The sequence below is a fragment of the Streptomyces sp. NPDC051664 genome, assembly GCF_044453545.1.
Lineage (GTDB): Bacteria > Actinomycetota > Actinomycetes > Streptomycetales > Streptomycetaceae > Streptomyces.
This window is the reverse complement of record NZ_JBITCU010000005.1, coordinates 334,832-361,227: the sequence shown is the minus strand read 5'-3', so window position 1 is coordinate 361,227 and position 26,396 is coordinate 334,832. Positions and strand designations below refer to the sequence as shown.

Genomic DNA, 26,396 nt, shown 5'->3' with positions numbered 1-26,396 from the left:
GACCTGACGAGCAGCCGCCGTCGCACCTCGGTTCGGTGCGACGGCGGCTGTGTGGGCAGGGCCGGTACTACAGCTCCCGCTCGATCTGGTTCTCGCCGATCTTCTCTTCGCGCATGGTCATCTCGTTCTGGACGGCATAGCGAGTCGTTGCCCCGCTGCCCTCGGCCTGCCGGATCTCGCCCCGCTGGATCTCGTCCTGATGGTCCCGGTACTCCACGTGCTGTCCCTTGCGGTAGGGCATGGGAAATCTCCAAGTCTCGTGTAGGTCGGCGAAGGGGATCGGCCCCCGCCCGTCCAGCGGGGAACGCCCCTTCTGGCGCCCGCGACTATCACTGGGCGCACTGACAGCCCACCTCCAACTCCGCCCTCCAGCAACCACAACGGGCCGAATGGAGGACCCCCCTGCCCTCCCGACCCACACCGCGCTCATGGCGATCAACCCGTCGATGGCAAGGGTCAAGGCCCGCTGTCACAGGACACCCGGGACGCGCAGCACCGGACCGGTCTCAAGGTCCGTAGACCAGTCGCCGGGGACCTGCCGTTGGCGCTGACAGCCCTGACGACCCTCGCCGGACATCCCAGCCCTGCCGGTCGGGGCGTGAGGGCCGAAAGTGATGTGGTCCGGCGGCGTCACTCCCACGGCCCACACCTGCCCGGCCTGGTGGCGGCACGTGGCCATGGCAGCGACGGGGCATGCGTGGGCACGGGCCGGATGCAGCTGTCCAACGAGTGAGTCGAAGGAGCCAGGCGCGAGAGCCGGCGAGCAATCGGAGGGGAGAGCGGTCGGGTCGGCGGTGCCGAGGCCGGCCAGGTCTACGGATGCGGCTCGCTCACCGCGACGCGCTGCCGCGAGTCACGTCCGTGACCCTCGGGGCTACCGTGCAAGGTGCACGGTCAGCCGGATACGAGCGCTCTGCTCCCCGAATCCCCGCCGCCGCAACCTCAGCGAGACACCCGCCTTCGAGCAGCAGGCCGACGTCGAGGAGGTCGCCAAGCTGCCCCTGGTCGTGCTCTTCCGGGACCACTGGGCAGGAGACCATGTCCCATGTGGTGACGGGCTGTTGAGCGCTGACTCTTGGCTGACCTGGCCCCCAGCAACGCTGTGACCTGAGCGTATGTCCAGACGCAAGATCTTGGACTTCAAAATGGTCGTAGCCTGTGCGGCAGAACGCCCTACGCTGACCCTCATGTCGACCCAGGTGCCGATCAGCGACGAGCTGCGCTCCGTAGTGGGCTGCCCCACGCAGGCCACGCTGCTGGACAGTAGTCCGCGCTCCCGGGTGTGGCGGGTGGAGTTGCGCGGCGGGAGCCGGGTGATCGTCAAACAGATCGCCGACGGAGGGGGCACCGGGCCCGACGGGGATGCGCGCTATGCGCGGGAGGTCGCCGCGCTGCGGCTTGCCGCACGGGCCACCCGACCGACCGTCGCGCCGGCACTGCTCGGAACGGACCCTGCGTCCCGAGTGATGGTCCTGGAGTACCTGGACAGTCTCGGAGTGGCTGACGACTGGATGCCCGGCCACGCCGAGGCCCTCGCGCGGCTGCACTCACTCACCGGACCGACCGACACAGGCACGCTCCCCATTTGGTCCGGACCGACGGCCACCGACGCCGAGTCCTTCATCGCCCTCGCTGAAGCGCTTGACGTCCCCGTCCCACCGGCAGTGCCGAACGAACTCGCTGCCCTGATCGACCGGCTGGACCCCACACCCCATCATGCGCTGCTCCACGGAGACCCCTGCCCCGGCAACGATCTGCGCACCGCCACCGGCGTGCGTTTCGTCGACTTCGAGCAGGCGTCGCTGGGCAACGGCCTCGTCGAACTCGCCTACTTCCGCATCGGATTCCCGACCTGCTGGTGCGCCATGTCAGTGAGCGGCACGCCGCTTGCGGAAGTCGAGGACATCTACCGTGCCACCTGGCGGAGCCTCACCGGCACGGACGTCCCCGGGGACCTCGCCGACGCCTGCGCCGGTTGGCTGATCCGAGGGGACGCGCTCGTCGAACGCGCCCACCGCGAGTCGGTCGACCACCTCGCACGGGTACCGGCAGAGGACTTCGAGTGGGGCTACGTCTCCGCTCGGGAGCGCCTCGTCCACCGGCTCGGCGTAGTTGCCGGCCAAACCCGCGACCACGACGACCTGCACGCACTCGGTCGCCTCAGCGCGGCAATGGCCGTTCGCCTGCTGGAACGCTGGCCCACATTGCGCCCGCTGCCCGCGCAGGACACACGCCCCCGGCACTGAAGTCCTACGCCGGTCGAGGAGAGTTTCGGATAAGGACTCGGGGACCGGAGTGGGCGGATCACGGAGGCGGCATCAGCTGGGGCGGACGCACCCTCACCGCGGCTGTCCGACCGGACCGGCCTCGCTGTCAGGGCAGCAGGCACCCGGGCTGTCGATCACTTGACCTGGGTGACGATGGTCCGCGCACACTCCAACGACTCGGTATGCGTCGTATCCACCTCCAGGTCGTAGAACATGCCCCGGTGGACCGCATCCGCCTGTGACACCGCCATCCCGGCAACCCGGTCACCACGCGCGATCTCGCGACCCGCGGCAATCGTGGCATCGCACCTGACACCTACCCACAGCACCTGCAGTCCGCCAAGAGCCTGCTGCCACCGCTGCTGGGACGCCGCGCCGCCGAGGAAGACCTCATCAACGATGATCCGTGCACCCGCACGGGCCATCGTGGCAAGCCCCTCGATCCACGCCGTTTCCAGCGTCCGGAACTCAGGACCGACGATAACCTCACCGTCCGGAGCGAACACGATGCCCGCATCCGACGTCTGCATGGACGCGGGCAACGCCTCGATCAGTGTGTCGACCCCGAAGGACAGCCAAGGATCCGGCAGCACCGCCTGGAGACACCGGGCGATCCCGGACTTCCCCGAACTGGAGCCACCGTTGAGAACGATCATCTGAGTCATCACCGCGCCACAGTAGAGGCACCTCAGCGGCGATCGAAACGGGTTTCGACGGACAGAGCTCCCCCGTGCACGTGCCGCAGGCGCGGCCTAATCCCTGCGTCGCAGCCGTGCCGAGAGATGGTGCTGCAACGGCTGGCCGACTGCCGCGAGGTCGTGGACGAACGTGAGCGTGGCGTCGTCGGCCAGGGCATAACGGCGGCGGGTGGCACTGACCTCCTTGGCGGTGGGGGTGAGAGCCACGTCGTGGGTGGAGAGGTCGACCGTGTTGTCGGTCGCACGGCCGACCGCGATCTCCGCGATGCCGGTGGGCTGGGTGATGAGTGCCTCCACGCGGCCGTCGGGCTGGAGACGCCACCAGCCGCTCTCCCGGGCCGCCGGCCGCAGCGGTGCGTCGTCGGCGGCGAGCAGCCAGGCCCGGGCCTCATAGCGAAGGAAAGGACGGCCGTCGTGGCTGAAGGTGACCTCCTGCGCGTACTCGAAGTCCCCGGCGAGCGTCGGGTACCCGCCGCGCCCTCGGCCGCGCCAGGTGCCCAGGAGGCCGATCACAGGCGACAGCAGTGCGTGCGGAGCGGGCTCCTCGTCCGGTCGGTGGCCATCGGGGTACGGGGGCTCCGCTGCGGGGTCGAACACGGTGTGCGCTCCTGGGGTCGGGGCCGGTGCCGGGTGGAAGCCTAGAGTGTCGTTCCACTCGGCGACGGGCAGGGAAGCTCCCGCAACGCGTGGCGGAAGATGTTTCTCGGCGGGGGCGCCCGTGCCGTCATGTGACGCGACGTCGTCGGAGCTGCCGCGCAGCTGCGTCCCGGAGCGCGGATGAGGAAGGGACGCACTCGGACGGTGCGGCAGCCGTTGCGGACGGTCCAGCCAGAGATCCAAGTACCGGCTACGTACGTCCATGGCCCGAATGTCGGCGGCCTGGCTGGTTTCCGGCCATGTCGATCTCCCTGATACGCAGCAGGGCAGCCGTGACGGCCCCGCGCGACGTCCCCTGCGCGCGGGCTCCCCGGCACTCGGCGCGGGAATCCCGGTCGCCGACGGAATCACCCGTGACCACTTCGGCAACCGGATCCCGACCCCGCCGAACCTGGGCGCGGACCAGGACCGCTAGCCCCTGACTCGCACCCGCATCACCCCTGTTGCCCGGCCGCCGGTGCCAATTCCCACCCGGCGGCCGGGCCCCCGTTTCCCGAGGCCCGGCGGTTGCCCCCAGTCGGGAAGGCCGAGCGCGCAGCCGCCTCCCCCGCAGGAAGGCGACAGCTGCGGCGATGTCAGCGTGGTCAGGCCTTGGGAGCGAGTGCGTCGACGGTCTCCGGGTCGAGCCCGATCTCGGTGAGCACCTCACGGGTGTGGGTCCCGATGACCGGGGCGGGTGTGGGGTCGGCCGCGGGGGTGCCCTGGAATCGCGGGGCGGGGGCGGGCTGCAGCAGGCCGTCCTCTGTGTAATAGGTTCCGCGGGCCACGTTGTGCGGGTGGGTGGCGGCCTCGGTCAGCCCGTACACCGGCGTGACGCACGACTGGGTGCCGTCGAAGGTGACGGTCCACTCCTCGCGGGTCCGGCCTGCGAAGACCTCGGCAAGGCGATCGCCCATGGCGGGCCATGCCTCGCGGTCGAGTTGCCTGGCGAACCGCGGGTCGTCGGTGAGCCCGAGGACTTCAAGGAGTTCGGCATAGAACTGCGGCTCGACGCTGCCGACGGCCATGTAGCCGCCGTCGGAGGTGCGGTAGGTGCGGTAGAACGGTGCGGCGCCGTCGAAGAGGTTGGAGGCGCGCCGGTCGGTCCAGCGCCCCGTCGCCAGCAGCCCGTGGATCAGGGCGAGTTGGACGGCGGTCCCGTCGGTCATTGCCGCGTCGACCACCTGGCCCTCGCCACTGCGCTCGGCGTGGACGAGTGCGGTCGTGATACCCAGGGCGAGCAGCATGCCGCCGCCGCCCATGTCGCCGAAGAGGTTCAGCGGGACGGGCGGGTTCTCGTCGGCTCCGCCGAGGGCGCCCAACGCGCCTGCGACAGCGATGTAGTTGATGTCGTGACCGGGTGCCTGGGCGAGTGGTCCGTCCTGGCCCCAGCCGGTCATCCGGCCGTAGACCAGTTTAGGGTTGCGGGCCAGACAGGCCTCGGGGCCGAGGCCGAGGCGTTCGGTGACCCCGGGGCGGAAGCCCTCGATGAGCGCGTCGGCGGTGTCGATGACGGCCCGCACGGCCTCGACGCTCCCCGGGTCCTTGAGGTCGAGGGTGACCGAGCGGCGGTTGCGGTGCAGGATCGGATGACCGGAGGCGCGGCCGGCCTCGGCCGGGCGGTCGATACGGATCACTTCGGCGCCCTGGTCGGCAAGCAGCATGCCGGCGAAGGGACCGGGGCCGATGCCGCCGAGTTCGACGACGCGGATGCCGGCCAGCGGGCCGGCGGCGGTGGAGGGAAGGGTGCTCAAGGGAGTCTCTGCTTTCCGCGTGGCGATTTTCCGGGGGACGTTCGGGGACACCGGCCGCCCCGCAAGCGGTGCGCGGGGCGGCCGGTCGCCCGGGCCGCCCCGCCGGGGGAACCGAGGGCGGTCCGGGCAGCTGGGCCGGACCTACAGACCGAGGTCCTTCGCGATGATGGTCTTCATGACCTCGCTGGTGCCGCCGTAGATACGGGAGACGCGGGTGTCGGCGTACAGGCGGGCGATCGGGTACTCCAGCATGTATCCGTAACCACCGTGCAGCTGGAGGCACTTGTCGATGACGCGGCCCGCGACCTCGGTGCCGAACAGCTTGATCTTCGCGGCGTCGGCGCCGGTCAGGTCGCCGGAGTCGTCGAGCTCGATGCCCTTGTCGACCATGGCCTGGAGGGCCTCGACCTCGGCCGCGCACTCGGCGAGCACGAACTTGGTGTTCTGGAAGGCAGCCACGGGCTTGCCGAAGACCTGGCGCTCCCGAACGTACTCGCGGGCGAAATCGATCGCGGCGGTGGCGGTGGCGACCGCGCCGACACCGATCGAGAGCCGCTCGCGGGGGAGGTTCTGGCCGAGGTAGGAGAAGCCCTTGTCCTGCTCGCCCAGCAGATTCCCGACCGGCACCTTGACGTCGGTGAAGGACAGTTCGGAGGTGTCGGACGACTTCAGGCCGATCTTGTCCAGCCTGCGGCCGTACTCGAAGCCCTCGCTGTCGGTCGGGACGACCAGCAGACTCAGGCCGTGGCGGCGGTCCTCGGCGGTGGCCGGCGAGGTGCGGGCCACGACGACGCACAGCTCGGAGTTGCGGGCGCCGGTGATGAAGGTCTTGGAGCCGTTGAGGACGTAGTACGTGCCGTTCTCGGAGAGCCTGGCGGTGGTGCGAATACCTGCGAGGTCGGAGCCGGTGCCCGGCTCGGTCATGGCGATGCACAGCATGATGTCGCCGGAGGCGATGTCCGGGAGCCAGCGTTTCTTCTGCTCGTCGTCGGCGAGGTTGAGCAGGTACGGCAGGACGATGCCGGTGGAGACGCCGTAGTGGCCGAAGGAGACCGCGGCGCGGGCGCACTCCTCGTTGATGATGACCTGGTACTTGTAGCTGGTCTCGCCGGCGCCGCCGAGCTCTTCGGGGACGTCGAAGCCCATCACACCGAGGGCGCCGAGCTTGCGGAACAGGTCACGGTCGACGAGGTTGTCGTGTTCCCACTGCTCGAAGTGGGGTTTCACCTCCTTGGCGACGAAGTCCCGGATCATCGACCGGAAGGCTTCGTGGTCCTCGTTGTAGACGGTGCGCTTCATGTGTCAGTCCCTGCTCTGTCGTAGTCGGATGTCGAGGCGGGCGGGATCAGGGGGATCCGCCGTCGACGGTCAGGACCTGGGCGCTGATGTAGTTGGAGTCCTGCGTGCACAGCCGGCGGATCGCACCGCCGGCTTCGGCCGAGAACTCGGGGGTACGGCCGCCGACGACGGCGGGGCCGATGGTCATGGGCCTGCACCTTCGCCATCCCGCACCGGTGGACCACCCGCAGGCATCAGGTCGAGTTGCTGTAGACATGCCCGGCTTACACCTGCTGGATCTTGTCGTGCGGTGGACCGGAGTCCGCCAGTAAGGCCGCGACCGCGCCCATCCCGTCGTACGACCTGGCCTGACCGGGCGTGACGAACTGGACCACACCGCCCCATCGATCCTCTAGCGAATGGGTTATTGCCAGTTCACTTTCTTCCCTGTGTTGCCTTGTGTCAAGCGTGTTCATGCACCAAGATCAGGTTTCCAAGCCATAATGATCGCCGCACTCCTCCGCAGCCTCCACGCACCGCACACGCGTGTGCCCGCCGTGCGGAAAGTCCGCACGGCGGGCACGGGCAGTACAGCGACGGTCAGGCTCCGGCCGCGAGCCTGGCCATGTCCCTTTCCGGGTTGATCAGCAACAGCGCCGCCACCGCACCGGTGATCATCGTGACGCCGAGTGTCATGAAGCCGTCGCCATATCCGATGGCAACCGACCCACCCGAGGCAACGAGCTTGCCGAGTGCAAGCGGGGCGACAACGCCGCCGAGGCTGTAAATGGCGGTGATGATGCCCAACACCATGCCGCGCTGCCCGGCCGGGGCGACGTCGGCGATGCCCGCGAAGGCGACGCCGTAGCCGGCAGAGTTCAGGGAGGCACCCAGGATGATCATGACCATCTGCGGAGCACCACGGTCCAGCATGGACATGCCGATGCTGCACAGGCCGGCGACGAGGACCAGTGCGGCGGGCAGCAAGCCCCGGGTGATCCGGTTACTGATCCCTCGTCGTGTCATGCCAGTGGAGATCACGCCGACGAGGAGCACCGAGACCACGGCACCGATGTAGGGCAGCGACGCGAGATTGCCGGCCGTCTCGGCGTCATAGCCGAGCCCCTCCTGCAGGTAGAGCGGCAGCCAGCTGACCTTGACCGCGGTGCAGGCGTACGCGACGAAGAAGAGGAGCGAGGTACCGATGAGGGTCCCTGTGCGGAACAGTCGCCCCAGCGGTACACGCTCAGGCAGGGCGGACCGCGACTCGGCCTTGCCGGTCCCGTGCCCGGCCGATGCCGCCTCCGGCCCCGACCGGCCCCAGACCAGCCACAGCGCCGCGACCGCCAGACCGAAGACGGACAGCACACCGAACGCCGCATGCCAGGAGTAGCGGGTGATGACCGCGGTGAGCACCGGGTTGGCGATGACGGGGCCGATGCCTGCGCCGGCCACCACTATCGAGCTCGGAATGGCCCGCCTGCGCGCCGGGAACCATGAGTGCGCGACCTGCATCGCAAGAGCCGAGGTGGGCCCCTCGGCGAAGCCGAGCAGCACCCGGCAGATCACGACGCCGGTGAAGCCGACCTGCGCGGTCATGGGGACGAGGCTGAGCGCCCAGACTGCGGCTGTACCGGCGAGCAGCCAACGCGCCTTGACCTTGCCGCCGAGCCAGCCACCGAGGATGCAGCCGGCGGCGAACAGCCAGAAGAAGCTGCTTTGGATGACGCCGAACTGGGCGTTGTCCAGACCCAGTTCCCTCTTCATCCCGACCCCGGCCAAGCCCACAACGACCTTGTCGGCATAGTTGACGAGCATCAGACACACAAGCACCGCGACCACGATCCATGCCCTGCGCCTCACCGGCACATCGCGGGCCCCGGACACGTCCGTCGGAACGGAACCGGGCACTTCCTGCTGATCAACGGCCATGAGAACCTCCCTGGTACGAACACCCGACTTGGCGGTGAAGTGAATCACCCCTAACTCGGCCCCACAAGAGATCGGACCCATCATCGTGGTTACTGGTAATTCACAACCTCCGGCCTGCTCTCCTTCAGACGGCAAGTGGGCGTCCGATCACAAGGCATATGCTTGAGATGGCCCTGCCCGGGGATGAAGAGCATTGTCGACAAATGAATCGCCAATAACTTTGACTCGCTGTCGGCGCGCACGACGGCGGGCCGACGGCGAGGGGCGGACGGACACAGATGCAGACGGAAGTCTCGGGTCGCACGACCGCACGAAGGCCCCCGGACCGCAAGGCGCGGATCGTCTCGGCAGCTTCCGAACTCTTCCGCGAGCGCGGGTATCACAATGTCTCCGTAGCTGATGTCGCGGCCGCGGTCGGCATCACCGCCCCCGCGCTCTACCGGCACTTCCGAGGCAAGCCGGACCTTCTGCTCCAGGTCGTGCACCGCACGATGGGCGCGATCTCACGATCGGTGGAGGAGAGCACCGATCTCGAGAGATATCTCCGTTCATCGGCGAACCGGACTCTGGAGCGCCGCGGCGCGGCGGTTCTGTGGCAGCGTGAGGCACGCCATCTGCCCGCCGAAAGCCGCGAGGAACTACGGCGCACGCTGAGCGACATCGCCGACGGGATCGGCTCCCTGATCCACGCAGAACGTCCCGAGCTGGACGGGCCCGACCTGGAGTTGCCGGCCTGGGCCGTGCTGTCGGTCTACGGATCGATCTCCTGGCACCGTACGTCCCTGCCCCGGCGCCGCTTCGAGGGACTGCTCCACCGCCTGGCGCGCGCCGCGACCGACTGCCCCCTTGGCACCCGGCCCGCCGTATCGGCCGAGGTTGAAGCCCCCACGGGCGGCTACGCCGGGCTCGCGCTGTCCCGGCGCGAGGAGATCCTCGTCGAGGCGATCCGACTCTTCGACGAACGGGGCTTCCAGTCTGTGAGCACCGACGACATCGGCGAGGCCGCCGGAGCGTCGGGTCCCAGCATCTACAAGCACTTCCCCACCAAGACCGACCTGCTCGTCGCCGCCGTCCTACGGGGCGGCGAACAGCGCAGGGCCGGTACGACGCGCGCACTGGCCCGGTCCGGCACTCCGAGCGAGAGCCTCGACCGTCTGCTGCGCTCCTACATCGAATTCGCCTTGAGCCAGAGCCACTTGATCGGCCTGCTGATCGGGGAGCTCGACCAGCTTCCGGAGAAGGAGCGCAGGGCGTCCCGCCAGGCGCAGCGCGAATACCTCGCGCTCTGGACCCATGTGCTCGCGGGCGTCAGACCCGGACTCGACACGTCCGAAGCGAAGATCGTCATCATCGCGGTGCTGACCGTGATCGACAACGCCACCCGTGCGGGGCGCCTCGGTCGGCGTGCCGATCTCGCCGACAGGCTGGCCGAGATCGGTACGACGATGCTGTTGTCCGGGGATGCGCGCACGTCTGCGTCGGACGTCGTCCCGACGGAGCCGTACATCGAGGGCGCCACCGCCCATCACCCCTGAAGCCGCGCTTCATGACTGATCGCTGATCACTGTTCCAGCGTTGGGTCACTGCCCGGAACGACCGCGAAGGCCGTTCCGGGCAGCGGCGTTTTCATACGGTCGGCCGCGCTCCGTCCCGGAACGGTCCGACCCGGCTGTTAGCCGTCACCTCGGAGATGGGCGTGCGGCTGTGGATCACCGGTCAGTGGGTGTCACCACGCCAGTCCCACTTCAAAGGTTCGACCGGCCTGGGCTTGTACTCGGACCGCCCGCCCGGACCGTAGGCCCCGATCTCCGTGACCAGCGTCGCGCCTTCGCGCAGCGCCGCATCGGTCCACCCGGTGACGTCCAGGAGCAGGCCGTCGAGGGGGCCGCCGACCAGCTCCCGGTACTCGTGGCCCGCTTTCGGTCCGGGGTCGGGGTCGTCGTGGTCGGCGCCGTAGACGCGACGCTGCCGCATGAGCTCGTCCATGCGGACAGCATTCCATCGAGCACTGACACCGGCCCGGCCGCACAGCGGCTTCGTGGTCCACGACAGTGTCCCGGCGTGCTGGGGCCGACCTTGCCGGCCGACTCTCGGAGTCTTCCGTGCCGACCGTCACACAGGTCCAGGAGATGAGGGAAGCATGGCATCACACGTTACTCCCGTTACCCCCTCTCTGCCAGCAGAATCAAGCTGTCAAGCTGTAGACAGGGAGGTTATCGAAGATTAACTTAGTGCTGTTCCGGCGAGCGTGCCGGGCACGCGAGGAAGGGAGTGCGATCGTGCGCCGCAGCGTGTTCACCGAGGACCACGAGGCTTTCCGGGCGACCGTCCGGGAGTTCATCGCCCAGGAGGTCGCGCCGTATTACGCGGACTGGGAACGGCAGGGACATGTCTCTCGCGAGCTGTACAGCAGGCTCGGCGAGCTGGGTTTCTTCGGCATCAACGTGCCCGAGGAGTACGGCGGCGCGGGTGTCACCGACTTCACCTACCAGGCCGTGGTGCGCGAGGAGTGCGGACGTGCGGGTGTCGGGTTCGGTGCGGAGTCGGTGCACACCTGTCTCGTCCTGCCCTACCTGCTGGAGTTCGGCAGCGAGGAGCAGAAGCGGCGCTGGCTGCCCGGCTTCCTCTCCGGCGAGGTCATGACCGCGATCGCGATGACCGAGCCCGGCACCGGCTCCGATCTCGCGGGCATCGCCACCCGCGCCCGGCTTTCCGAGGACGGCACGCACTACGTCCTCAACGGCGCCAAGACCTTCATCACGGGAGGTGCGCAGGCGGACCTGATCCTGGTGGTCTGCCGCACCGCACCGTTCGACCCCGGCAACCGCCGGGCCGGCCTGTCGATCCTGTGCGTGGACACCACGTCCGAGGGCTTCGCCGTGGGGCGCAAGCTCGACAAGATCGGCCTGCGCGCGCAGGACACCGCCGAACTGTCCTTCACCGACGTCAGGGTCCCGTTCGCGAACCTGCTCGGCGAGGAGGGCGCGGCCTTCTCGTACCTCACCCACAACCTCGTGGTGGAACGACTCGGTGCGGCGATTAACGCCTACGCGAACGCGGCCGGCGCAATCGGCTTCGCCACCGAGTATGTGAAGGAGCGTCAGGTCTTCGGCAAGCCGGTCGCCGCGTTCCAGAACACCAAGTTCGTCCTCGCCGAGTGCGCAACCGAGGTCGAGGCCGCCCAGACCCTGGTCGACCGGGCACTCGAACTGCACGCGACCGGCGAGCTCACCCCCGCCGACGCCGCCAAGGCCAAGCTCTTCTGCACCGAAACAGCCGGCCGCGTCATCGACAAGTGCCTCCAGCTGCACGGCGGTTACGGATACATGCTCGAGTACCCGATCTCCCGCCTCTACGCGGACACCCGCGTCAACCGGATCTACGCCGGTACCAGCGAGGTCATGAAGACGATCATCGCCAAGGACCTCGGCCTCTGAGGCCGTACTCCCCCACTTCCTCCAGGAGAACCCCTATGCGCGACGCAGTGATCGTCGACGCCGTACGCACCCCCGTCGGCAAACGAGGCGGCTCGCTCTCTCGGCTGCACTCCACCTCCCTCTCCGCCCATGTCCTCAATGCCCTCGTCGAGCGCACAGGCCTCGACCCGGTGCTCGTCGACGACGTGATCTGGGGCTGCGCCTCCGCCGTCGGCATGCAGGCCGGCTGTGTCGGCCGCGCCTCCGTACTGGCAGCCGGCTGGCCCGAGACCGTGCCCGGCGTCACCGTCGACCGCCAGTGCGGCTCCTCCCAGCAGGCCGTCCACCAGGCCGCGGCCGGCGTCATCGCCGGCCAGTACGACGTCGCCGTGGCCGGTGGCGTCGAGATCATGAGCAGGATCCCCCTGGGCACCACCCGGGGCGACGGCACGTTCGGCGAACCCTTCGGCCCGGATGTCTTCGCACGCTACGACGGCATCCGATTCAACCAGGGCACCGGCGCCCAGCTGATCGCCGACGAATACGGCATCACCCGCACCGAGATGGACCAGCACGGCCTGGACTCCCACGCCCGCGCCGCCAAGGCCATCGACGAGGGCCGCTTCAAGGACCAGATCGCCCCGATCACCGTCACCGACGAGGACGGCACCACCCGCGTCTTCGACACCGACGAAGGCATCCGCCGCGGCTCCACCCTGGACAAGCTCGCCGCCCTGAAGCCCGCCTTCAAGGAGGACGGGACGATCACCGCCGGCAACGCCTCACAGGTCTCCGACGGTACCGGCGCCCTCCTCGTCACCACCAGCGAGTTCGCCAAGGCACAGGGCTGGACCCCCATGGCCCGGATCCACACCGCCGTGGTCGCCGGCACCGACCCGGTCACCATGCTCAAGGGCCCGATCCCGGCCACAGCCAAAGCCCTGAAGAAGGCCGGCCTGACCATCGAGGACATCGGCGCCTTCGAGATCAACGAGGCCTTCGCCTCGGTCTCCCTCGCCTGGTTGCGTGAGACCGGCGCCGACTACGAACGCATGAACCCGCTCGGCGGCGCGATGGCCATCGGCCACCCCATCGGCGGCTCCGGCGCCCGCATCATGACCACCCTGGTCCACCACATGCGCGACAACCACATCCGCTACGGCCTGCAGTCCATGTGCGAGGGCGGCGGCATGGCCAACGCCACCATCCTCGAACTCCTCTGAGGAGGCCTCTGATGTCCGCGATTCCGGTGGCGCCCGAAGCGCCCGGAGGCGACACGGAGCACCGCCCGCTCGGGGACTTCGGCGGATTCCTGAACCTGGAGCAACTGGACCGCGACCTGTTCCGCGGCTGGTGCCACGACGGCATCCCGCTGCGCGCCTTCGGCGGACAGGTGGCGGCCCAGGCGCTCACGGCGGCGAGCCGCACCGTTCCCGAGGACCGGCTCGTGCACTCGCTGCACAGCTACTTCCTGCGCGCGGGCAACACGGCCCACCCCCTGATCTACACGGTGGAGCGGGTCCGCGACGGCGCCTCTTACCTGTCGCGCCGCGTGACCGCCGTGCAGGGCGGCGAGATCGTCTTCACCCTCTCGGCCTCCTTCAAGAAGCCGGAGGAGACCGAGGACCGCCAGATGGCGATGGCCGAGGTCGCCGACCCGCACTCGCTCCCCGACATGTACGAGATCTGGGAGCGCAACAACCCGGAGGACTACCGCCAGGCGGAGTTCCGCCGGGTCGTCGAGATGCGGATGGCCCCACCGCCCGCGGAGCCGGTGCCTGGCCTGACCGAGCAGAAGCTGTGGATGCGCTCCGCCGAACGGCTACCTGACGATCCGATGTTGCACGCCTGCGCCCTGGCGTACGCCTCCGACCTGTTCCTTGCCCCGGCGACGGCCCTGGCGACGGAGCGGCCCCGGATGTTGCGCGAGGAGCCGCCGTCGGTGTTCCTCACCTCGCTGGACCACGCGGTCTGGTTCCACCGGCCGTTCCACGCCGACGACTGGATGCTGTTCTCCCAGCGCAGCCCCACCGCGGGCGACGGGCGGGGCCTCGCTTTCGCGGAGGTGTGGAGCCTCGACGGCAAGCTGATCGCCCATGTGGTGCAGGAGACCGTGGTGCGCCCGGCGCGGGCCCCCAGCAGCTGAACCCCGCTCCCTCCCCCTCAACTTCCCCTCGTCGAAGGAAATCCTGATGTCCGATCTGGTCCTCACCTCGTTCGCTGACGGCATTGCCGTCGTGACCATCAACCGCCCCGAGGCCCGCAACGCCGTCAACCGGGCGGTGGCGAACGCCGTCGCCGAGGCCGTCGACGAGCTCGACGCCCGCGACGACCTCGTCATCGGTGTGATCACAGGTGCCGGTGGCACCTTCTGCGCCGGTGCCGACCTCAAGGCCCTTGCCGCCGGTGAGCGATCCGGCATTCCCGGCCGTGGCTTCTGCGGCATCACCGAAACCCCGCCCGCCAAGCCGCTGATCGCTGCGGTCGAGGGGTACGCACTCGGCGGCGGTACGGAACTGGCCCTCGCCTGCGACATGGTCGTCGCCGCGAAGACCGCGAAGTTCGGTCTCCCGGAGACCAAGCGAGGCCTCATAGCGGCAGGTGGCGGCCTGGTGCGCCTGCCTCGGAAGATCCCGTACAACGTGGCCATGCAGTATGCGCTGACCGGCGCCTTCCTCGGTGCCGAGCGCGGTTACGAGCTCGGCATGGTCAACGAACTGACCGCGCAGGGCGAGGCGCTGGACGGGGCCCTGACCCTCGCGAGGGAGATCGCCGCCAACGGCCCGCTGGCCGTGCGCGCCAGCAAGGGGATCGTGGTGGACTCGGCCGGCTGGTCGGCCGACGAGATCTGGGACCGCAACCGCGCTGCGTGTGCCCCGGTCTTCGCTTCGGCGGACGCCAAGGAGGGCGCGCGGGCGTTCGCCGAGAAGCGCGCCCCTGTCTGGGGCAGCCGTTAGGGCCTGATCCGCCGGACCGGCCCGGACGGCTCCGCCGCCCCACGCCCCGGTGCCCCGCATCGTCGAGCTCCACGGCACCGAGGTGAACCACAGCTACAGTCCCGACGCAACGCTCGGGCATGACTGGACAAAGGAGTTCCGCCATGACCACCATCTGGCCGCAAGGGATGCCCCGCACCCTCGACTACCCCGACGGCACGATCGCGGATCTGCTCGCCGGATCCGCCCATGCCTACCCCGACCGTGCGGCGCTGATCGACGGCGATGTGCAGCTCACCTTCGCGGAGCTGTACGAGCGATCCCTGCGGGTGGCCCAAGGGCTGCGCGAGCAGGGCATCACCCCGGGCGACGCCGTCGCCGTCCACATGCCCAACTCGATCTGGTTCACGGTCGCGTACTACGGCATCCTGCTCGCCGGCGCCGCCGTGGTGCCGGTCAACCCGACGCAGCCGCCCCTCGCACTGCGCCGTCAGCTCGACGACTCGGGCGCGGTCGCGGTCTTCACCCACCCTTCCGTCGCCGCGCAGATGTCCGAGGCCCTGGAGGGCTCCGAGGCGGTCCGCCGCGTCTGTCTCGCACCGGCCACGGCCGCAGCCCCCGCCGGCGACCGGGCCCCCGTCGGGTTCCCGGTCCCCACGGTCGAGTTCGACGAGCTGATGAAGGCCGAGGCGGCCCCGGCTACGGCGGTGGACGGGGACGCGGTCGCTCACCTCGCCTTCACCGGCGGCACGACGGGCGTACCCAAGGCCGTTCGGGTCCTGCATCACAACCTCTTCAGCAACGTGCTCCAGGTGGCGTGCTGGCGCAGCGCCGCACTCCCGCACACGGACGAGCAGGGCCACATCACGCTGCGCCATGTGGCTGAGGCCCGGACCCCGCACCACATTCCGATCGGCGCCGCGACCGGGATCTCCATCGCCCCGCTCTTCCACGGCATGGGCATGGTCAGCCAGAGCATCTTCGTCGTCGCCGGGCTCACCGTCGTCGTGTTCGGCCGCTTCGATGCGGTCCGGTACCTGGACACCATCGAGCGGTTGGGCGTCCACGCCGTCACCGGCTCCCCCGCGCTGTGCCACGCCGTTCTCGCCGTACCGGACGTACGGGAGCGCGACCTGGCGTGTGTACGGCTGGTCAGCAGCGGCTCGGCACCCATCAATCCGGCCGCGGCCGCGGAGCTCGCCGAGGTTTTCCCGAACGCCGTCGTCAGCGACGGTTACGGACTGACGGAGGCGACCATGGGTGTCTCGATCAGCCCGCTGGACCGCTCGATGCCACGCCCGGAGGGCAGCACCGGCCTGGCACTCTTCGACACCGAGATCGAGATCCGGGAGATGGACGGTGTCACCCCGGTGGCGCCGGGCCGGAAGGGCGAGGTCTGGGTCCGGGGTCCGCAGGTCACGGCGGGCTACCTCGGCCATCCCGAACTCACCGCGGTGCAGTACGTGGACGGCTGGCTGCGCACCGGTGACCTCGGCACGATCGACGAGCAGGGCTGGCTGTCCCTGGTCGGCCGGGCGAAGGACATGCTCATCTACAAGGGGTACAACGTGTACCCCGGCCCGCTGGAGAACATCCTGCGTGAGCATCCGGCGGTCGCCCAGGCGTCCGTCGTGGGCCGGCCGCATCCGGAGCACGGCGAGATCCCGGTCGCGTTCGTCTCCGTGAAGGCCGAAGCGGAGACTCCGGATCGGGCAGCGATCGCCGAGGAGCTGATGGCGTACGTCGCGGCGCGTGTCGCCCCGTACCAGCGGATCCGTGACCTGGTGGTCGTGGACGAGCTGCCGCTCTCGGCGACGGGCAAGATCCTCAAGACGGAGCTGCGCAGGCGGGCGACCGACTCCTGACGGGCATTCACGGCGGGGCCGGGCAGAGTGGTCGCTCTGCCCGGCCCCGCCGTTTGGCGCTCTGTCACACCGTCACCCGATTCGAGCCATGCGAGGTGGAACGCCTCCGCTTCCTCTTCGGCCTGGGACACGGTCCTGATGGCGGTCGACGCGCTGGTTCGTGCTCATGCCGGGATTCCCGTACTCGATCACGAGAGTTTGCAGAGACAGAAAAGCACCGGGGTCCGCTAGACGCGGGCCCCGGTGTTGTGGAGCGTTCGTTACGGCAGGGCGATCGGGAAGTTGCGCGCCGGCTTCTCCAGGAGGCCGTGGAAGGTGGCGAGGACGGTGACATCGCCCTCCACCGTTATCGCACCCGAACCGATCGCCTCCGTGAAGGTGGTGCGCTGAGCGAGCACCATGTTCAGCACGGCCCGCTCCAGTCGCAGGGTCAGCTGCGGAGCCTCCCCGCCGGGCGCGTCTCCCTTCATCGGGGTGAGCACGCCGTTGCCGACGAGAAGCGTGAACACCTCGTCGGTGTCGGTGAACTCCCAGCGCAGCAGCAGCCGGTGGGCCGCCGCCCGGGGCCCGTCGAGGCGGACCGCCATGGACTCGAAGATCTGCCCGGTGGCGAGGGCGGCGAGCATCTCGACGCTCTCCTTGCCGGGAGCTCCGGTCCGGCGGGTCCCCTGGCCTGCCTCACGGAGCTCCTTGGCGCCGGTGAGGTAGATGTTGCGCCAGGTGCCGTTCTCCTGGGCGAAGCCGAGCCGCTCGTAGGAGGCGATCTGCAGTTCGCGTGCCGAGAGGTGCTCCGGCTCAGCGAACAGCACGTGGTTGAGCAGTTCGGCGGCCCAGCGCAGATCGCCGGCCTCGAACGCCTCGCGGGCCGTGGCGACGGTGGCCTCCGCGCCGCCGATGGCCGCGACGTACCGCTTGGCCTGCTCGACCGGCGGGTGCTGCCACAGATGCGCCGGATTGCCGTCGTACCAGCCCATATAGCGCTGGTAGACCGCCTTGACGTTGTGGCTGATGGACCCGTAATAGCCGCGCACGCTCCAGGCCCGCGCCAGTTGGCCGGGGAAGGACTGGATCTCCTCGGCGATCTCGGGGCCGGTGAGCCCCTGGTTCATCAGCCGGACGGTCTGGTCGTGGATGTACGCGTAGGCGTCGCGCTGCTCGGCAAGCATCCGCATCACCTCGTCGTTGCCCCACGTCGGCCAGTTGTGGGAGCCGATGAGCACCTCGGCCCGGTCGAAGAGCCTGATCGACTCGGTGATGTACGACGCCCAGGCGTGGGCGTCGCGAACCTGGGCGCCGCGCAGGGTGAGGACGTTGTGCAGCGAGTGGTTGACGTTCTCGGCGATGAGCAGGACTCGGTGGTCCGGCAGGTAGAAGTTCATCTCCGAGGGCGCCTCGGTGTCCGGCGTCAGCTGGAAGAACAGCCGTACGCCGTCGACGACGAACTCCTGGCCGGTGCCGGTGACGGTGTCCGTCGGCGCAATGAGGCCGACGGTACCGGTGGACAGGGCCTGGCCGAGGCCGAAGCCGACCGAGGCCTCGGCGCCCACGGGCAGCGAGCGGCCGTACATGTACACGGCGCGGCGCATCATCGCCGGGCCGGCGAAGATGTTCTCGCTGACCGCGTGGTGCATGAACTCGTCCGGGGCGATGACCAGGCAGTCCCCGGCAGCCACCGCCTCGTTCGTGGTGACTCCGAGGACACCGCCGAAGTGGTCGCCGTGGCTGTGCGTGTAGATCACGGCCTTGACGGGGCGCTCACCGCGGTTGCGGGTGTACAGCCCGAGCGCCTCGGCGGCGACCTCCCTGGACGTCAGCGGGTCGACGACGACCACACCGGTCTCGCCCTCGATGATCGTCATGTTGGAGACGTCGAGGCCGCGGACCTGGTAGATGCCGGGTACGACCTCGAACAGGCCTTGCACGGTGTTGAGCCGGCTCTGCCGCCACAGGCTCGGGTGCACCGTGGCGGGGCACTCGTCCTTGTTCAGGAAGTCCCAGCGGTCGTTGTCCCAGACGACCCGGCCCGCCTCGTTGTGTACGACGCAGGGCTCCAGCTTGTCGATCAGGCCGCGCGTGGCGTTGACCTGATCGGTGGTGTCGTCCCAGTCGAGTTCGGGTGTGGAAAGCATCGCTACTCATTCCTCGCAGATGGTGACGCGGACCGCCGCCGCTGTCCGCGTCGGGGCTCTATCGACCGGTGGCGGTGATCTGCGTCCAGACGCCGGTCTCGCCGGCTTCGGCGGCGCGCCTGCCGAGGCTCTCGGCCCAGCGGCGCTCGGACGCGACGGCGTCGCGCCAGGACCAGAGGCGGCGGGTCAGGCGGTGCAGCGGATACTCCTCCGTGATGCCCATCGCGCCGTGCAACTGGTGTGCGATCTGAGCGATCTCGGTGGCCGCTGCGGCCGTGGTGATCCGTACGATCTCGATGGCGACGCCGAGCGGTGCGGCTTCACGGGCCAGGGACAGGGCGGCGTCGGCCTGGACGAGCTGGACGCGCATCCGGGCCAGGTTGCCGGCGACCGCCGGGATCTTGAGCAGGGGTGCGCCGAACTGCTCTCGCTCGGAGACGTACTTCTTGGTGAGGCGGTACGCGCCCTGAGCGGCGCCGAGCACGGCGGCCGACCACAGCAGGGCAAGGCGCTCGCGGACCTCGGTGTGCTCCGGCGCGCCCTCGACGGCGGTGACGGGCGTGCCCGCGAGGAGCACGGTGTCGCGAGGCTCTCCGGCGATGTTGTCCACGGCCTGCACGGTGACCGAGGGATGGGCCAGGTCGACGACGAGCGGCGCGGCGCCGGGCGCGCACAGCACCAGACGCGCGGCGTCGCGGGCCCACGGCACGGCGGTCAGCTCGGCGGTGAGGGTGCCGGGAGAGGCGTCGGGCGCCTCGTCGACCAGCAGGACCGTGGTGAGGCCCTCGGCGAGGCCGCCGGCATGGCTGAGGACCCAGTCCGCTGTGGACGCCTCGACGATCGGTACGCCGATGCCGTGCCCGCCGAGGGACTCGACCACCACGAGGAGATCGTCGAGGGAGCCGCCGGAGCCGCCCTTGTCCTCGTCGATGCCGACCCGGGGAAGTCCCGACCCGACCAGGCTGTCCCACAGTTCGGGCTTGCCGGATGCGGCCAGGTCGTCGACCAGGCTGCGCAGTTCGTCGGTGAACTGGCTCATGAGCGGGCCTCCTGGCGGGCGATGAGGGAGAGCAGCACCTCGGCCGCGCCGCCGCGCAGGCTGAAGGCCGGAGAGGCGAGCAGCGCCTGACCGAAGACGGAGCCGAAGGCGGGGTCCTGGCAGAGGTCGGTGCGGCGCAGTGCCTCGATGACGTCGTGTTCGAAGGCGTTGCCGAGGAACTTCAGGGCCGCGGCCTGCTGAACGGGGGCCCGGCCCGCGTCCATGGCGCCTGCGACCTCGAAGCAGAGCCGGCGAAGGACCGCGAGGCGGGCGACGAGGGAGCCGAGCAGCGCGTGCAGCTCGCGGTCGTCCTGGTCTCGGGCGGCTGCGGCGATCAGCTCCACGAGGACGGGGTAGCTGGAAAGGGAGCGCTCGGCGCCGCCGCGCTCGAAGGAGAGCTGCTCGACGACCTGCTTCCATCCCTGGCCGGCTTCGCCGATGAGGCGGTGGGCGGGCACGAAGACGTTCTCGAAGCGCACCTCGTTGAAGTGGTGCTCACCCGCGAGGTCGACGATCGGGGTGACCGACACCCCCTCGGCGTCCATGTCGAGGACGAATTCGCTGAGCCCCTCGTGCTTCCGTTCCTCGCGCGAGGTGCGGGCGAGGAGGTAGGCGTGGGTGGCGTGGTGGGCCTGGGTGGTCCAGATCTTGTGGCCGTTGACCAGCCAGCCGCCGTCTGTGGGATCCGCGGTGGTCCTCACGGAGGCCAGGTCGGATCCGGCCTCCGGCTCGCTCATGCCCAGGCAGAACACGGCCTCGCCGGAGGCGATCTTCGGCACGATCTCCTCCTGGAGCTCGCGCGTGCCGTGGCGCAGGACCGCGGGGCCGATCTGCCGGTCGCCGATCCAGTGGGCGGCAACGGGGGCTCCTGCGCGCAGCAGTTCCTCGGTGACGGCGAGGCGCTCGACGTTGGTGCGCGCGGCGCCGCCGAACTCCTTCGGGTACGTCATCGCGATGAGGCCGCGGGCTGCGAGCTCCTTGCTGAACTCCGGGTCGAAGGAGCGCAGCCAGGAGTCACTGCGGGGGACGTAACGTCCGGCGTCCCGCCACTCGGCGGTCAACTGCCGGACCTGGTCGCGCAGTCGGGCGCAGGAGTCCGTTCCTGGGGAGTGGTCCATGATGGCCTTTCGGGCGTAGCGGCGAGGGGTTCAGCGGCCGTTGAAGACGCCGGGGCGCATCTCCTGGAAGGCTGCGAACGCCTCGGCGGAGTCCTCGGTCGAGGTGATCACGGCCATGTGGGACGAGATCAGGTCGAGGGCGGTCCGCAGGTCGTGGCGGGCGCCTTGGCGGACGGCGCGCTTGATGGTGCGGATCGCGGCCGGCGGTCGCTCGGCGAGCCGGGTGGCATACGCGTACACGGCGTCCATCAGCTCCTCGTCCTCGTGCACTTCGTCCGCCAGGCCGATGCGCAGCGCCTCGTCGGCGCCGACGAAGTCACCGGTCCACAGCATGCGCAGGGCGGTGGAGGTGCCGACGGCCCGGGGCAGCAGCCAGCAGCCGCCGTCGCCGGGGACCAGGCCGATCTTGATGTAGCCCTCGGAGAAGCGGGCGCTGCGTCCTGCGAAGCGCAGGTCGCACAGGAGCGCCATGTCCATTCCGGCGCCCACGGCGGGACCGGCGACGGCGGCGATCACCGGCTTGTCGACGTCCTCCAGGGCGAGCGCGACCCGGTGCACGTTCTGGGTCAGCAGCTCCTTCTCCCCCAACGGCGGCCGCTCCTCCCCCTTGAAGGCGGAGAGGTCCACGCCGGAGCAGAAGGAGCCGTCGGCGCCGGTGACGACGATCACCCGCACCTCCGGGTCGCGCTGGGCCTCGATCAGGGAGTCGGCCCATGTGTGCACCATGTCGATGGTGAAGGCGTTCTTGCGCTCGGGGCGGTTGAGCAGGATGGTCGCGATGTGGTCGCGGACCGTGTATTCGAGGTCGGCCATCGCCGTCCCTTTCTCTACTTGATGCCGGCCCGCAGCTCGCGCTTGAGGACCTTGCCGTTGGGGTTGCGGGGCAGTTCGTCGACGAAGTGCACCCTGCGGGGCTTTTTGTACGAGGCGATCCGCGGCCTGGTGAAGTCGATGAGCTCCTGCTCCGTGGGGCGTACGACGCCTTTGCGCAGGACGACCACGGCGGTGACGGCCTCGCCCCACACCTCGTGCGGCACACCGATGACCGCGGCCTCGGAAACCGCGGGGTGCTCGGCGAGCGCGGACTCGACCTCGGCGGGATAGACGTTCTCGCCGCCGCTGACGATCATGTCCTTGATCCGGTCGGTGAGGAACAGGTATCCGTCCTCGTCGAGGTATCCGCCGTCCCCGGTGCACAGCAGGCCGTCGGCGTCGTACAGGGCCGCGGTCTCCTCGGGACGGTTCCAGTAGCCGGGGGTGTTGTGCCGGGAACGGATACGGATCTCGCCGGGGGTCCCGGCCGGGACCGGGCTGCCGGTGGCAGTGTCGGCGATCACCACATCCACTCCGCGGCGCGGCCTGCCCACGGACTTCAGCAGGTACTGCTTGGGTCCGTCCGCCTCGTGGTCGTCCGGCGGCAGCTGGGTGACCGTGCCGCCTCCTTCGGTCAGGCCGTACTTGCCCATGAAATGGCAGGCGAAGAGGGCCATCGAGCGGCGCAGCAGCGCCGGGGTGATTGGCGCGGAGCCGTAGGTGATGAGTGTGAGGCGGGAGAAGTTGCGCCTCTCGATCCCGGGCAGCTCCGTGAGCATGTGCAGCACCGAGGGGACGAGGAAGGCGTGCGTGACGCCTTCGCGCTCGATGGTCTCGGCCGCGGCGTCAGGCGTGAAGTCCGGGAACATCAGGCTGCTGGCCCCGGCGGTGAGCGCGACGCGCAGCCAGCCCAGGCCCCCGATGTGGAACATCGGCAGGGCATTCAGCGCCACCGACCGGGCCTCCCAGAGGTACTCCTCCAGCTCCGTCGTGTCGGCGTAGAAGTTGCCGTGGGTGAGCAGGACGCCCTTGGGGACACCGGTGGTGCCGGAGGTGTAGATCTGCAGGAACACCTCATCGGCGTCGGCGGCCGTGCCGCGCCCCGGGTCGTCGTCGGGGTGGGCGCCGAGCCAGGTCTCGTACGCGGGTACGGCGTCGTCGGCTGACGGGCCGATCACGACGAGGCGCACGCCCGGCATGGCCGCGCACACGGCGTCGGCTGCGGCACGAAACTCGGGCTCGGCGAGCAGGAACGTCAGCTCGGCGTCCCGGGCGACGGCAATCAACTCGGGAACGGCTAGACGCCAGTTGAGCGGCACCGTCACCAGACCGGCCTTGGCTGCGCCGACCAGGATCTCGCCCGCTTCGTTGCGAGTGCGGGCGAGGAAACCGATCCGGGACCCGGCGGGGGCGGCGGCGAGGAGCGCGCGGGCGATCCGGTTGCTACGGGAGTCCAGCTCGGCGTACCGGACGGTGCTGCCCTCCGAGGTGAGCGCGGCGGAGGAGCCGCGCTCACGTGCGTGCAGGCGGATGGCCTCGGGCAGGTGCAGACCCATGACGGGGTCCCTCCATCGTCATTGGCAGAGGATGCGGCAGTACGGGGTGGGCAGGATCCGACCGGACCCGGTCAGGGCGTGTTCGACGGATGGCCGCGACGCCGCGGAGATCCGTCGGAGACGCCCTGAGGGCGTCAGCCCTTCGGGCCGCCCGCGACATAGAGGACCTGGCCGGAGACGAAGCCGGCCTCCTCGCGTGCGAAGTAGGAGACCGCCTGGGCGATGTCCTCGGGGGCGCCGACCCGGCGGACGGGGATGCTGGTGGCGTAGCGCCCGGTGAACTCCTCGAAGGTGATGCCCATCCGCTCGGCGGTGGCCGCGGTCATCTCGGTGGCGATGAAGCCGGGCGCCACGCAGTTGGAGGTGACGCCGAACGGGCCGAGTTCGATCGCCAGGGTCTTGGTGAGAGCCTGCAGACCGGCCTTGGCGGAGGAGTAGTTGGACTGGCCCCGGTTGCCGAGCGCGGCGGCGGAGGACATGTTGATGATCCGTCCCCACTTGGCGTCGACCATGTGCTTCTGGCAGGCCTTGGCCATCAGGAACGCGCCGCGCAGGTGGACGCCGATGACGGCGTCGAATTCCTGTGGGGTCATCTTGAAGATGAGGTTGTCGCGGATGATGCCGGCGTTGTTCACCAGCACGGCGGGGGCGCCGAGTTCGGCCACGACCTCGGCGACGCCGGCCTCGGCCTGCTCGGGGTCGGAGACGTCGCAGCCGACGGCGAGGGCACGGCCGCCGTCCTTCTCGATGATCTCGACGGTGCTCGCGCACGCCGCCTCATCCAGGTCGAACACGGCGACGGCGAAGCCGTCACGGGCCAGGCGGGCGGCGGTCGCCGCACCGATGCCCCGTGCGGCGCCGGTGACGACGGCGACCTTCCGGGCCGGGTTGGTTTCGGACACAGTTGACTCCCTGTGGGCAGCAGCGGTGGGTGGCGTTCTACTTCGGGGCCATGCGGATGGCGCCGTCGAGACGGATCGTCTCGCCGTTCAGCATGGGGTTCTCGATGATCGAGGTAGCCAACTGGGCGTACTCGGACGGGTCACCGAGGCGCGAGGGGTGCGGCACCTGGGCACCGAGCGCGTCGAGAAACTCCTGCGGCTTCTTGTTCAGGAGCGGGGTGGAGAACAGGCCCGGGGCGATGGTCATCACGCGGATCCTGGCGGCGGCCAGGTCACGGGCGATCGGCAGGGTCATGCCGACGATGCCGCCCTTGGAGGCGGAGTAGGCGCACTGGCCGATCTGGCCCTCGAACGCCGCGGCGGAGGCGGTGTTGATGATGACACCGCGCTCGCCATCGACCTCCTCGGTCCTGGACATCTCGGCAGCCGCGAGGCGCAGCACATTGAAGGTGCCGATCAGGTTGACGCCGACGACGAACTCGAAGTCCTCGAGCGCGTAGGGCGTGCCGTCGCGCTTGACCGTGCGTCCCCCCTTGCCGAGGCCTGCGCAGTTGACCGTGATGCGCAGTGGCGCCCGGTCGGCGGCGGTGGCGACGGCGCGGGCTGCGTCGTCGGCGCTCCGGACGTCACCGGCGACGAAGTGTGCGCGCTCGCCGAGCTCTTTGGCGACCTGCTCGCCGGCGGAGGTGGGAAGGTCGAGCAGGACGACGTGCGCGCCCTGCTCGAGCAGGCGCTTGGCAGTGGCGAGGCCGAGGCCCGATGCGCCACCGGTGATGACGGCGGAGACTCCGTTGATCTGCATGGTGAGGGTTCCTTTCTCGAATCTCAGAGGCCGATGGACTTGGCGATGATGGTCTTCATGACTTCGCTGGTGCCGCCGTAGATCCGCATGACGCGGGTGTCGGCGTACAGGCGGGCGATCGGGTACTCGAGCATGTAGCCGTAACCGCCGTGCAACTGAAGGCACTTGTCGATCACGCGGCTCGCGGTCCCGGTGCAGAGGAGCTTCGCCATCGCGGCGTAGTCCGCGGACAACTCGCCCTGCGCGTCACGCTCCAGCGCCTCGTGCGCCATGAGCCGGGCCGCCTCGGCCTCGGTGGCGCACTCGGCGAGCACGAACTTGGTGTTTTGGAAGGACGCCACCGGTTTGCCGAAGACCGTGCGGTCCTGGGTGTACTCCTTGGCGAAGCACACGGCGGCGTCGGCCGCGGCGGCGGCCTGGACGGCGATGACGAGTCGCTCGCGCGCGAGGTTGCGGCCCAGGTAGAAGAAGCCCTCGCCCTCCTCGCCAAGGACGTTCCCGACCGGCACCTTGACGTCGGTGAAGGACAGCTCGGCGGTGTCGGAGGCGTGCAGGCCGATCTTGTCCAGGCTGCGGCCGACCGTGAAGCCCTCGCTCCCGGTGTCCACGACGAGGATCGTCAGACCCTTGCGGCGGTTGTCCGCCGGGGTGGGCGACGTACGGCAGACCACCAGGACCAGGTCGCACTGGGTACCGCCGGTGATGAAGGTCTTGGCTCCGTTGAGGACGTAGTGGGTGCCGTCCTCGGACAGCACGGCCTTCGTCTGGATGCCGGCCAGATCCGAGCCGGTGCCGGGCTCGGTCATCGCGATCGAGAGCATGATGTCGCCCGAGGCACAGCCCGGTACCCAGCGCTGCTTCTGTTCCTCGGTACCGAAGTGCAGGAGGTACGGCAGGATGATGTTGGCGTGCGTCATCGCGGTGCCGACAGTGGCCCCGGCCCGGGCGACTTCCTCCGCGAACACGGCGCCGAAGTGGTGGCCGGTCTCGGCGCCGCCGCCGAACTCCTCCGGTACCTCGATGCCGAGGATGCCGAGCTCGCCGAGCTTTCGGTAGAAGTCGCGTGGGACAGCCTTGGCCGCCACCCAGTCCTGGAGGTGTGGGACCGCTTCCTTGGCCAGGAACTCCCGGACCACCGCCCGGAAAGCCTCGTGCTCCTCGTTGAATACCGTGCACGGCATGCCTGCCTCTTTCCAGATCATGGGTTAGCCGGTTTTCACTTTCGGGCCCCATTGGGCCTACTGTCAAGGGATCC

24 protein-coding genes are annotated in these 26,396 nt (G+C 69.5%); 8 read left to right on the top strand and 16 right to left on the bottom strand.

The window, feature by feature from the left end; genetic code table 11:
- Positions 1–67: 67 nt before the first annotated feature.
- Positions 68–241, bottom strand: a complete 174-nt coding sequence (locus ACIA8E_RS13000) for a hypothetical protein (protein ID WP_399297383.1) — start codon at positions 239–241, stop codon at positions 68–70.
- Between the two features lie 946 nt (positions 242–1,187).
- Here ACIA8E_RS13000 and ACIA8E_RS12995 point away from each other — a divergent pair.
- Positions 1,188–2,246 carry a phosphotransferase gene (locus ACIA8E_RS12995; protein ID WP_399297381.1) on the top strand — a complete coding sequence of 353 codons (1,059 nt, stop codon included), beginning with the start codon at positions 1,188–1,190 and terminating at the stop codon, positions 2,244–2,246.
- A gap of 155 nt (positions 2,247–2,401) precedes the next feature.
- Here ACIA8E_RS12995 and cpt read toward each other — a convergent pair whose 3' ends face one another.
- Together cpt and ACIA8E_RS12985 are read right to left on the bottom strand one after the other, a co-directional pair.
- Positions 2,402–2,923 carry a chloramphenicol phosphotransferase CPT gene (gene cpt / locus ACIA8E_RS12990; RefSeq protein ID WP_399297609.1) on the bottom strand — a complete coding sequence of 174 codons (522 nt, stop codon included), beginning with the start codon at positions 2,921–2,923 and terminating at the stop codon, positions 2,402–2,404.
- Positions 2,924–3,019: 96 nt separating this feature from the next.
- Positions 3,020–3,562 carry an FABP family protein gene (locus ACIA8E_RS12985; protein ID WP_399297379.1) on the bottom strand — a complete coding sequence of 181 codons (543 nt, stop codon included), beginning with the start codon at positions 3,560–3,562 and terminating at the stop codon, positions 3,020–3,022.
- Between the two features lie 262 nt (positions 3,563–3,824).
- Between ACIA8E_RS12985 and ACIA8E_RS12980 the strand changes: the two genes are divergently transcribed.
- Positions 3,825–4,037 carry a hypothetical protein gene (locus ACIA8E_RS12980; RefSeq protein ID WP_399297377.1) on the top strand — a complete coding sequence of 71 codons (213 nt, stop codon included), beginning with the start codon at positions 3,825–3,827 and terminating at the stop codon, positions 4,035–4,037.
- Between the two features lie 169 nt (positions 4,038–4,206).
- On the opposite strand, the gene ACIA8E_RS12975 is transcribed toward ACIA8E_RS12980, so the two are convergent.
- The 4 genes from ACIA8E_RS12975 to ACIA8E_RS12960 all read right to left on the bottom strand — a co-directional run bounded on the left by ACIA8E_RS12975 (position 4,207) and on the right by ACIA8E_RS12960 (position 8,700).
- Positions 4,207–5,355, bottom strand: coding sequence for a CaiB/BaiF CoA transferase family protein (locus tag ACIA8E_RS12975; RefSeq protein ID WP_399297375.1), 1,149 nt, complete (start codon positions 5,353–5,355; stop codon positions 4,207–4,209).
- A 141-nt stretch (positions 5,356–5,496) separates the two neighbouring features.
- Entirely contained in the window at positions 5,497–6,654 is a 1,158-nt protein-coding gene (locus tag ACIA8E_RS12970) for an acyl-CoA dehydrogenase family protein (protein ID WP_399297373.1), read from the bottom strand.
- A gap of 46 nt (positions 6,655–6,700) precedes the next feature.
- Complete coding sequence (locus tag ACIA8E_RS12965; RefSeq protein ID WP_399297371.1) at positions 6,701–6,841, bottom strand: hypothetical protein; 141 nt, start codon at positions 6,839–6,841, stop codon at positions 6,701–6,703.
- 392 nt (positions 6,842–7,233) lie between these two features.
- Positions 7,234–8,700, bottom strand: coding sequence for an MFS transporter (locus ACIA8E_RS12960; protein WP_399297369.1), 1,467 nt, complete (start codon positions 8,698–8,700; stop codon positions 7,234–7,236).
- Positions 8,701–8,843: 143 nt separating this feature from the next.
- On the opposite strand from ACIA8E_RS12960, the gene ACIA8E_RS12955 reads away from it, so the two are divergent.
- The gene (locus ACIA8E_RS12955) at positions 8,844–10,100 is read left to right on the top strand and encodes a TetR/AcrR family transcriptional regulator (RefSeq protein ID WP_399297367.1); all 1,257 of its coding nucleotides are present in this window, start codon (positions 8,844–8,846) and stop codon (positions 10,098–10,100) included.
- A gap of 181 nt (positions 10,101–10,281) precedes the next feature.
- On the opposite strand, the gene ACIA8E_RS12950 is transcribed toward ACIA8E_RS12955, so the two are convergent.
- Positions 10,282–10,551: a hypothetical protein gene (locus tag ACIA8E_RS12950; protein ID WP_399297365.1), complete on the bottom strand. Its 270-nt coding sequence runs from the start codon at positions 10,549–10,551 to the stop codon at positions 10,282–10,284.
- A gap of 293 nt (positions 10,552–10,844) precedes the next feature.
- Between ACIA8E_RS12950 and ACIA8E_RS12945 the strand changes: the two genes are divergently transcribed.
- The 5 genes from ACIA8E_RS12945 (at position 10,845) to ACIA8E_RS12925 (ending at position 16,782) form a co-directional block, all read left to right on the top strand.
- Complete coding sequence (locus tag ACIA8E_RS12945) at positions 10,845–12,002, top strand: acyl-CoA dehydrogenase family protein (protein ID WP_399297363.1); 1,158 nt, start codon at positions 10,845–10,847, stop codon at positions 12,000–12,002.
- Between the two features lie 35 nt (positions 12,003–12,037).
- Complete coding sequence (locus tag ACIA8E_RS12940) at positions 12,038–13,204, top strand: thiolase family protein (protein WP_399297361.1); 1,167 nt, start codon at positions 12,038–12,040, stop codon at positions 13,202–13,204.
- A gap of 11 nt (positions 13,205–13,215) precedes the next feature.
- Entirely contained in the window at positions 13,216–14,127 is a 912-nt protein-coding gene (locus ACIA8E_RS12935; RefSeq protein ID WP_399297359.1) for an acyl-CoA thioesterase, read from the top strand.
- 46 nt (positions 14,128–14,173) lie between these two features.
- On the top strand, positions 14,174–14,938 hold the full coding sequence (locus tag ACIA8E_RS12930) for a crotonase/enoyl-CoA hydratase family protein (RefSeq protein ID WP_399297357.1): 765 nt from the start codon (positions 14,174–14,176) through the stop codon (positions 14,936–14,938).
- Positions 14,939–15,081: 143 nt separating this feature from the next.
- Positions 15,082–16,782, top strand: a complete 1,701-nt coding sequence (locus ACIA8E_RS12925) for an AMP-binding protein (RefSeq protein ID WP_399297355.1) — start codon at positions 15,082–15,084, stop codon at positions 16,780–16,782.
- Between the two features lie 260 nt (positions 16,783–17,042).
- Here ACIA8E_RS12925 and ACIA8E_RS12920 read toward each other — a convergent pair whose 3' ends face one another.
- The 8 genes from ACIA8E_RS12920 to ACIA8E_RS12885 form a co-directional block, all read right to left on the bottom strand.
- On the bottom strand, positions 17,043–18,911 hold the full coding sequence (locus ACIA8E_RS12920) for an alkyl/aryl-sulfatase (RefSeq protein WP_399297353.1): 1,869 nt from the start codon (positions 18,909–18,911) through the stop codon (positions 17,043–17,045).
- A gap of 58 nt (positions 18,912–18,969) precedes the next feature.
- Positions 18,970–19,950 (bottom strand): acyl-CoA dehydrogenase family protein, encoded by a 981-nt coding sequence (locus ACIA8E_RS12915; protein WP_399297351.1) that lies wholly within the window; start codon positions 19,948–19,950, stop codon positions 18,970–18,972.
- Positions 19,947–21,068, bottom strand: a complete 1,122-nt coding sequence (locus ACIA8E_RS12910; protein WP_399297349.1) for an acyl-CoA dehydrogenase family protein — start codon at positions 21,066–21,068, stop codon at positions 19,947–19,949. Before ACIA8E_RS12910 ends, ACIA8E_RS12915 begins: the two co-directional genes overlap by 4 nt.
- A gap of 30 nt (positions 21,069–21,098) precedes the next feature.
- Positions 21,099–21,881, bottom strand: a complete 783-nt coding sequence (locus tag ACIA8E_RS12905) for an enoyl-CoA hydratase/isomerase family protein (RefSeq protein ID WP_399297347.1) — start codon at positions 21,879–21,881, stop codon at positions 21,099–21,101.
- A 14-nt stretch (positions 21,882–21,895) separates the two neighbouring features.
- On the bottom strand, positions 21,896–23,437 hold the full coding sequence (locus ACIA8E_RS12900) for an AMP-binding protein (protein ID WP_399297346.1): 1,542 nt from the start codon (positions 23,435–23,437) through the stop codon (positions 21,896–21,898).
- A 134-nt stretch (positions 23,438–23,571) separates the two neighbouring features.
- Positions 23,572–24,339, bottom strand: coding sequence for a 3-oxoacyl-ACP reductase FabG (fabG, locus tag ACIA8E_RS12895; RefSeq protein ID WP_399297345.1), 768 nt, complete (start codon positions 24,337–24,339; stop codon positions 23,572–23,574).
- 37 nt (positions 24,340–24,376) lie between these two features.
- Entirely contained in the window at positions 24,377–25,141 is a 765-nt protein-coding gene (locus tag ACIA8E_RS12890) for an SDR family NAD(P)-dependent oxidoreductase (protein WP_399297344.1), read from the bottom strand.
- A gap of 23 nt (positions 25,142–25,164) precedes the next feature.
- Complete coding sequence (locus tag ACIA8E_RS12885) at positions 25,165–26,322, bottom strand: acyl-CoA dehydrogenase family protein (RefSeq protein WP_399297342.1); 1,158 nt, start codon at positions 26,320–26,322, stop codon at positions 25,165–25,167.
- Positions 26,323–26,396 lie beyond the last annotated feature (74 nt).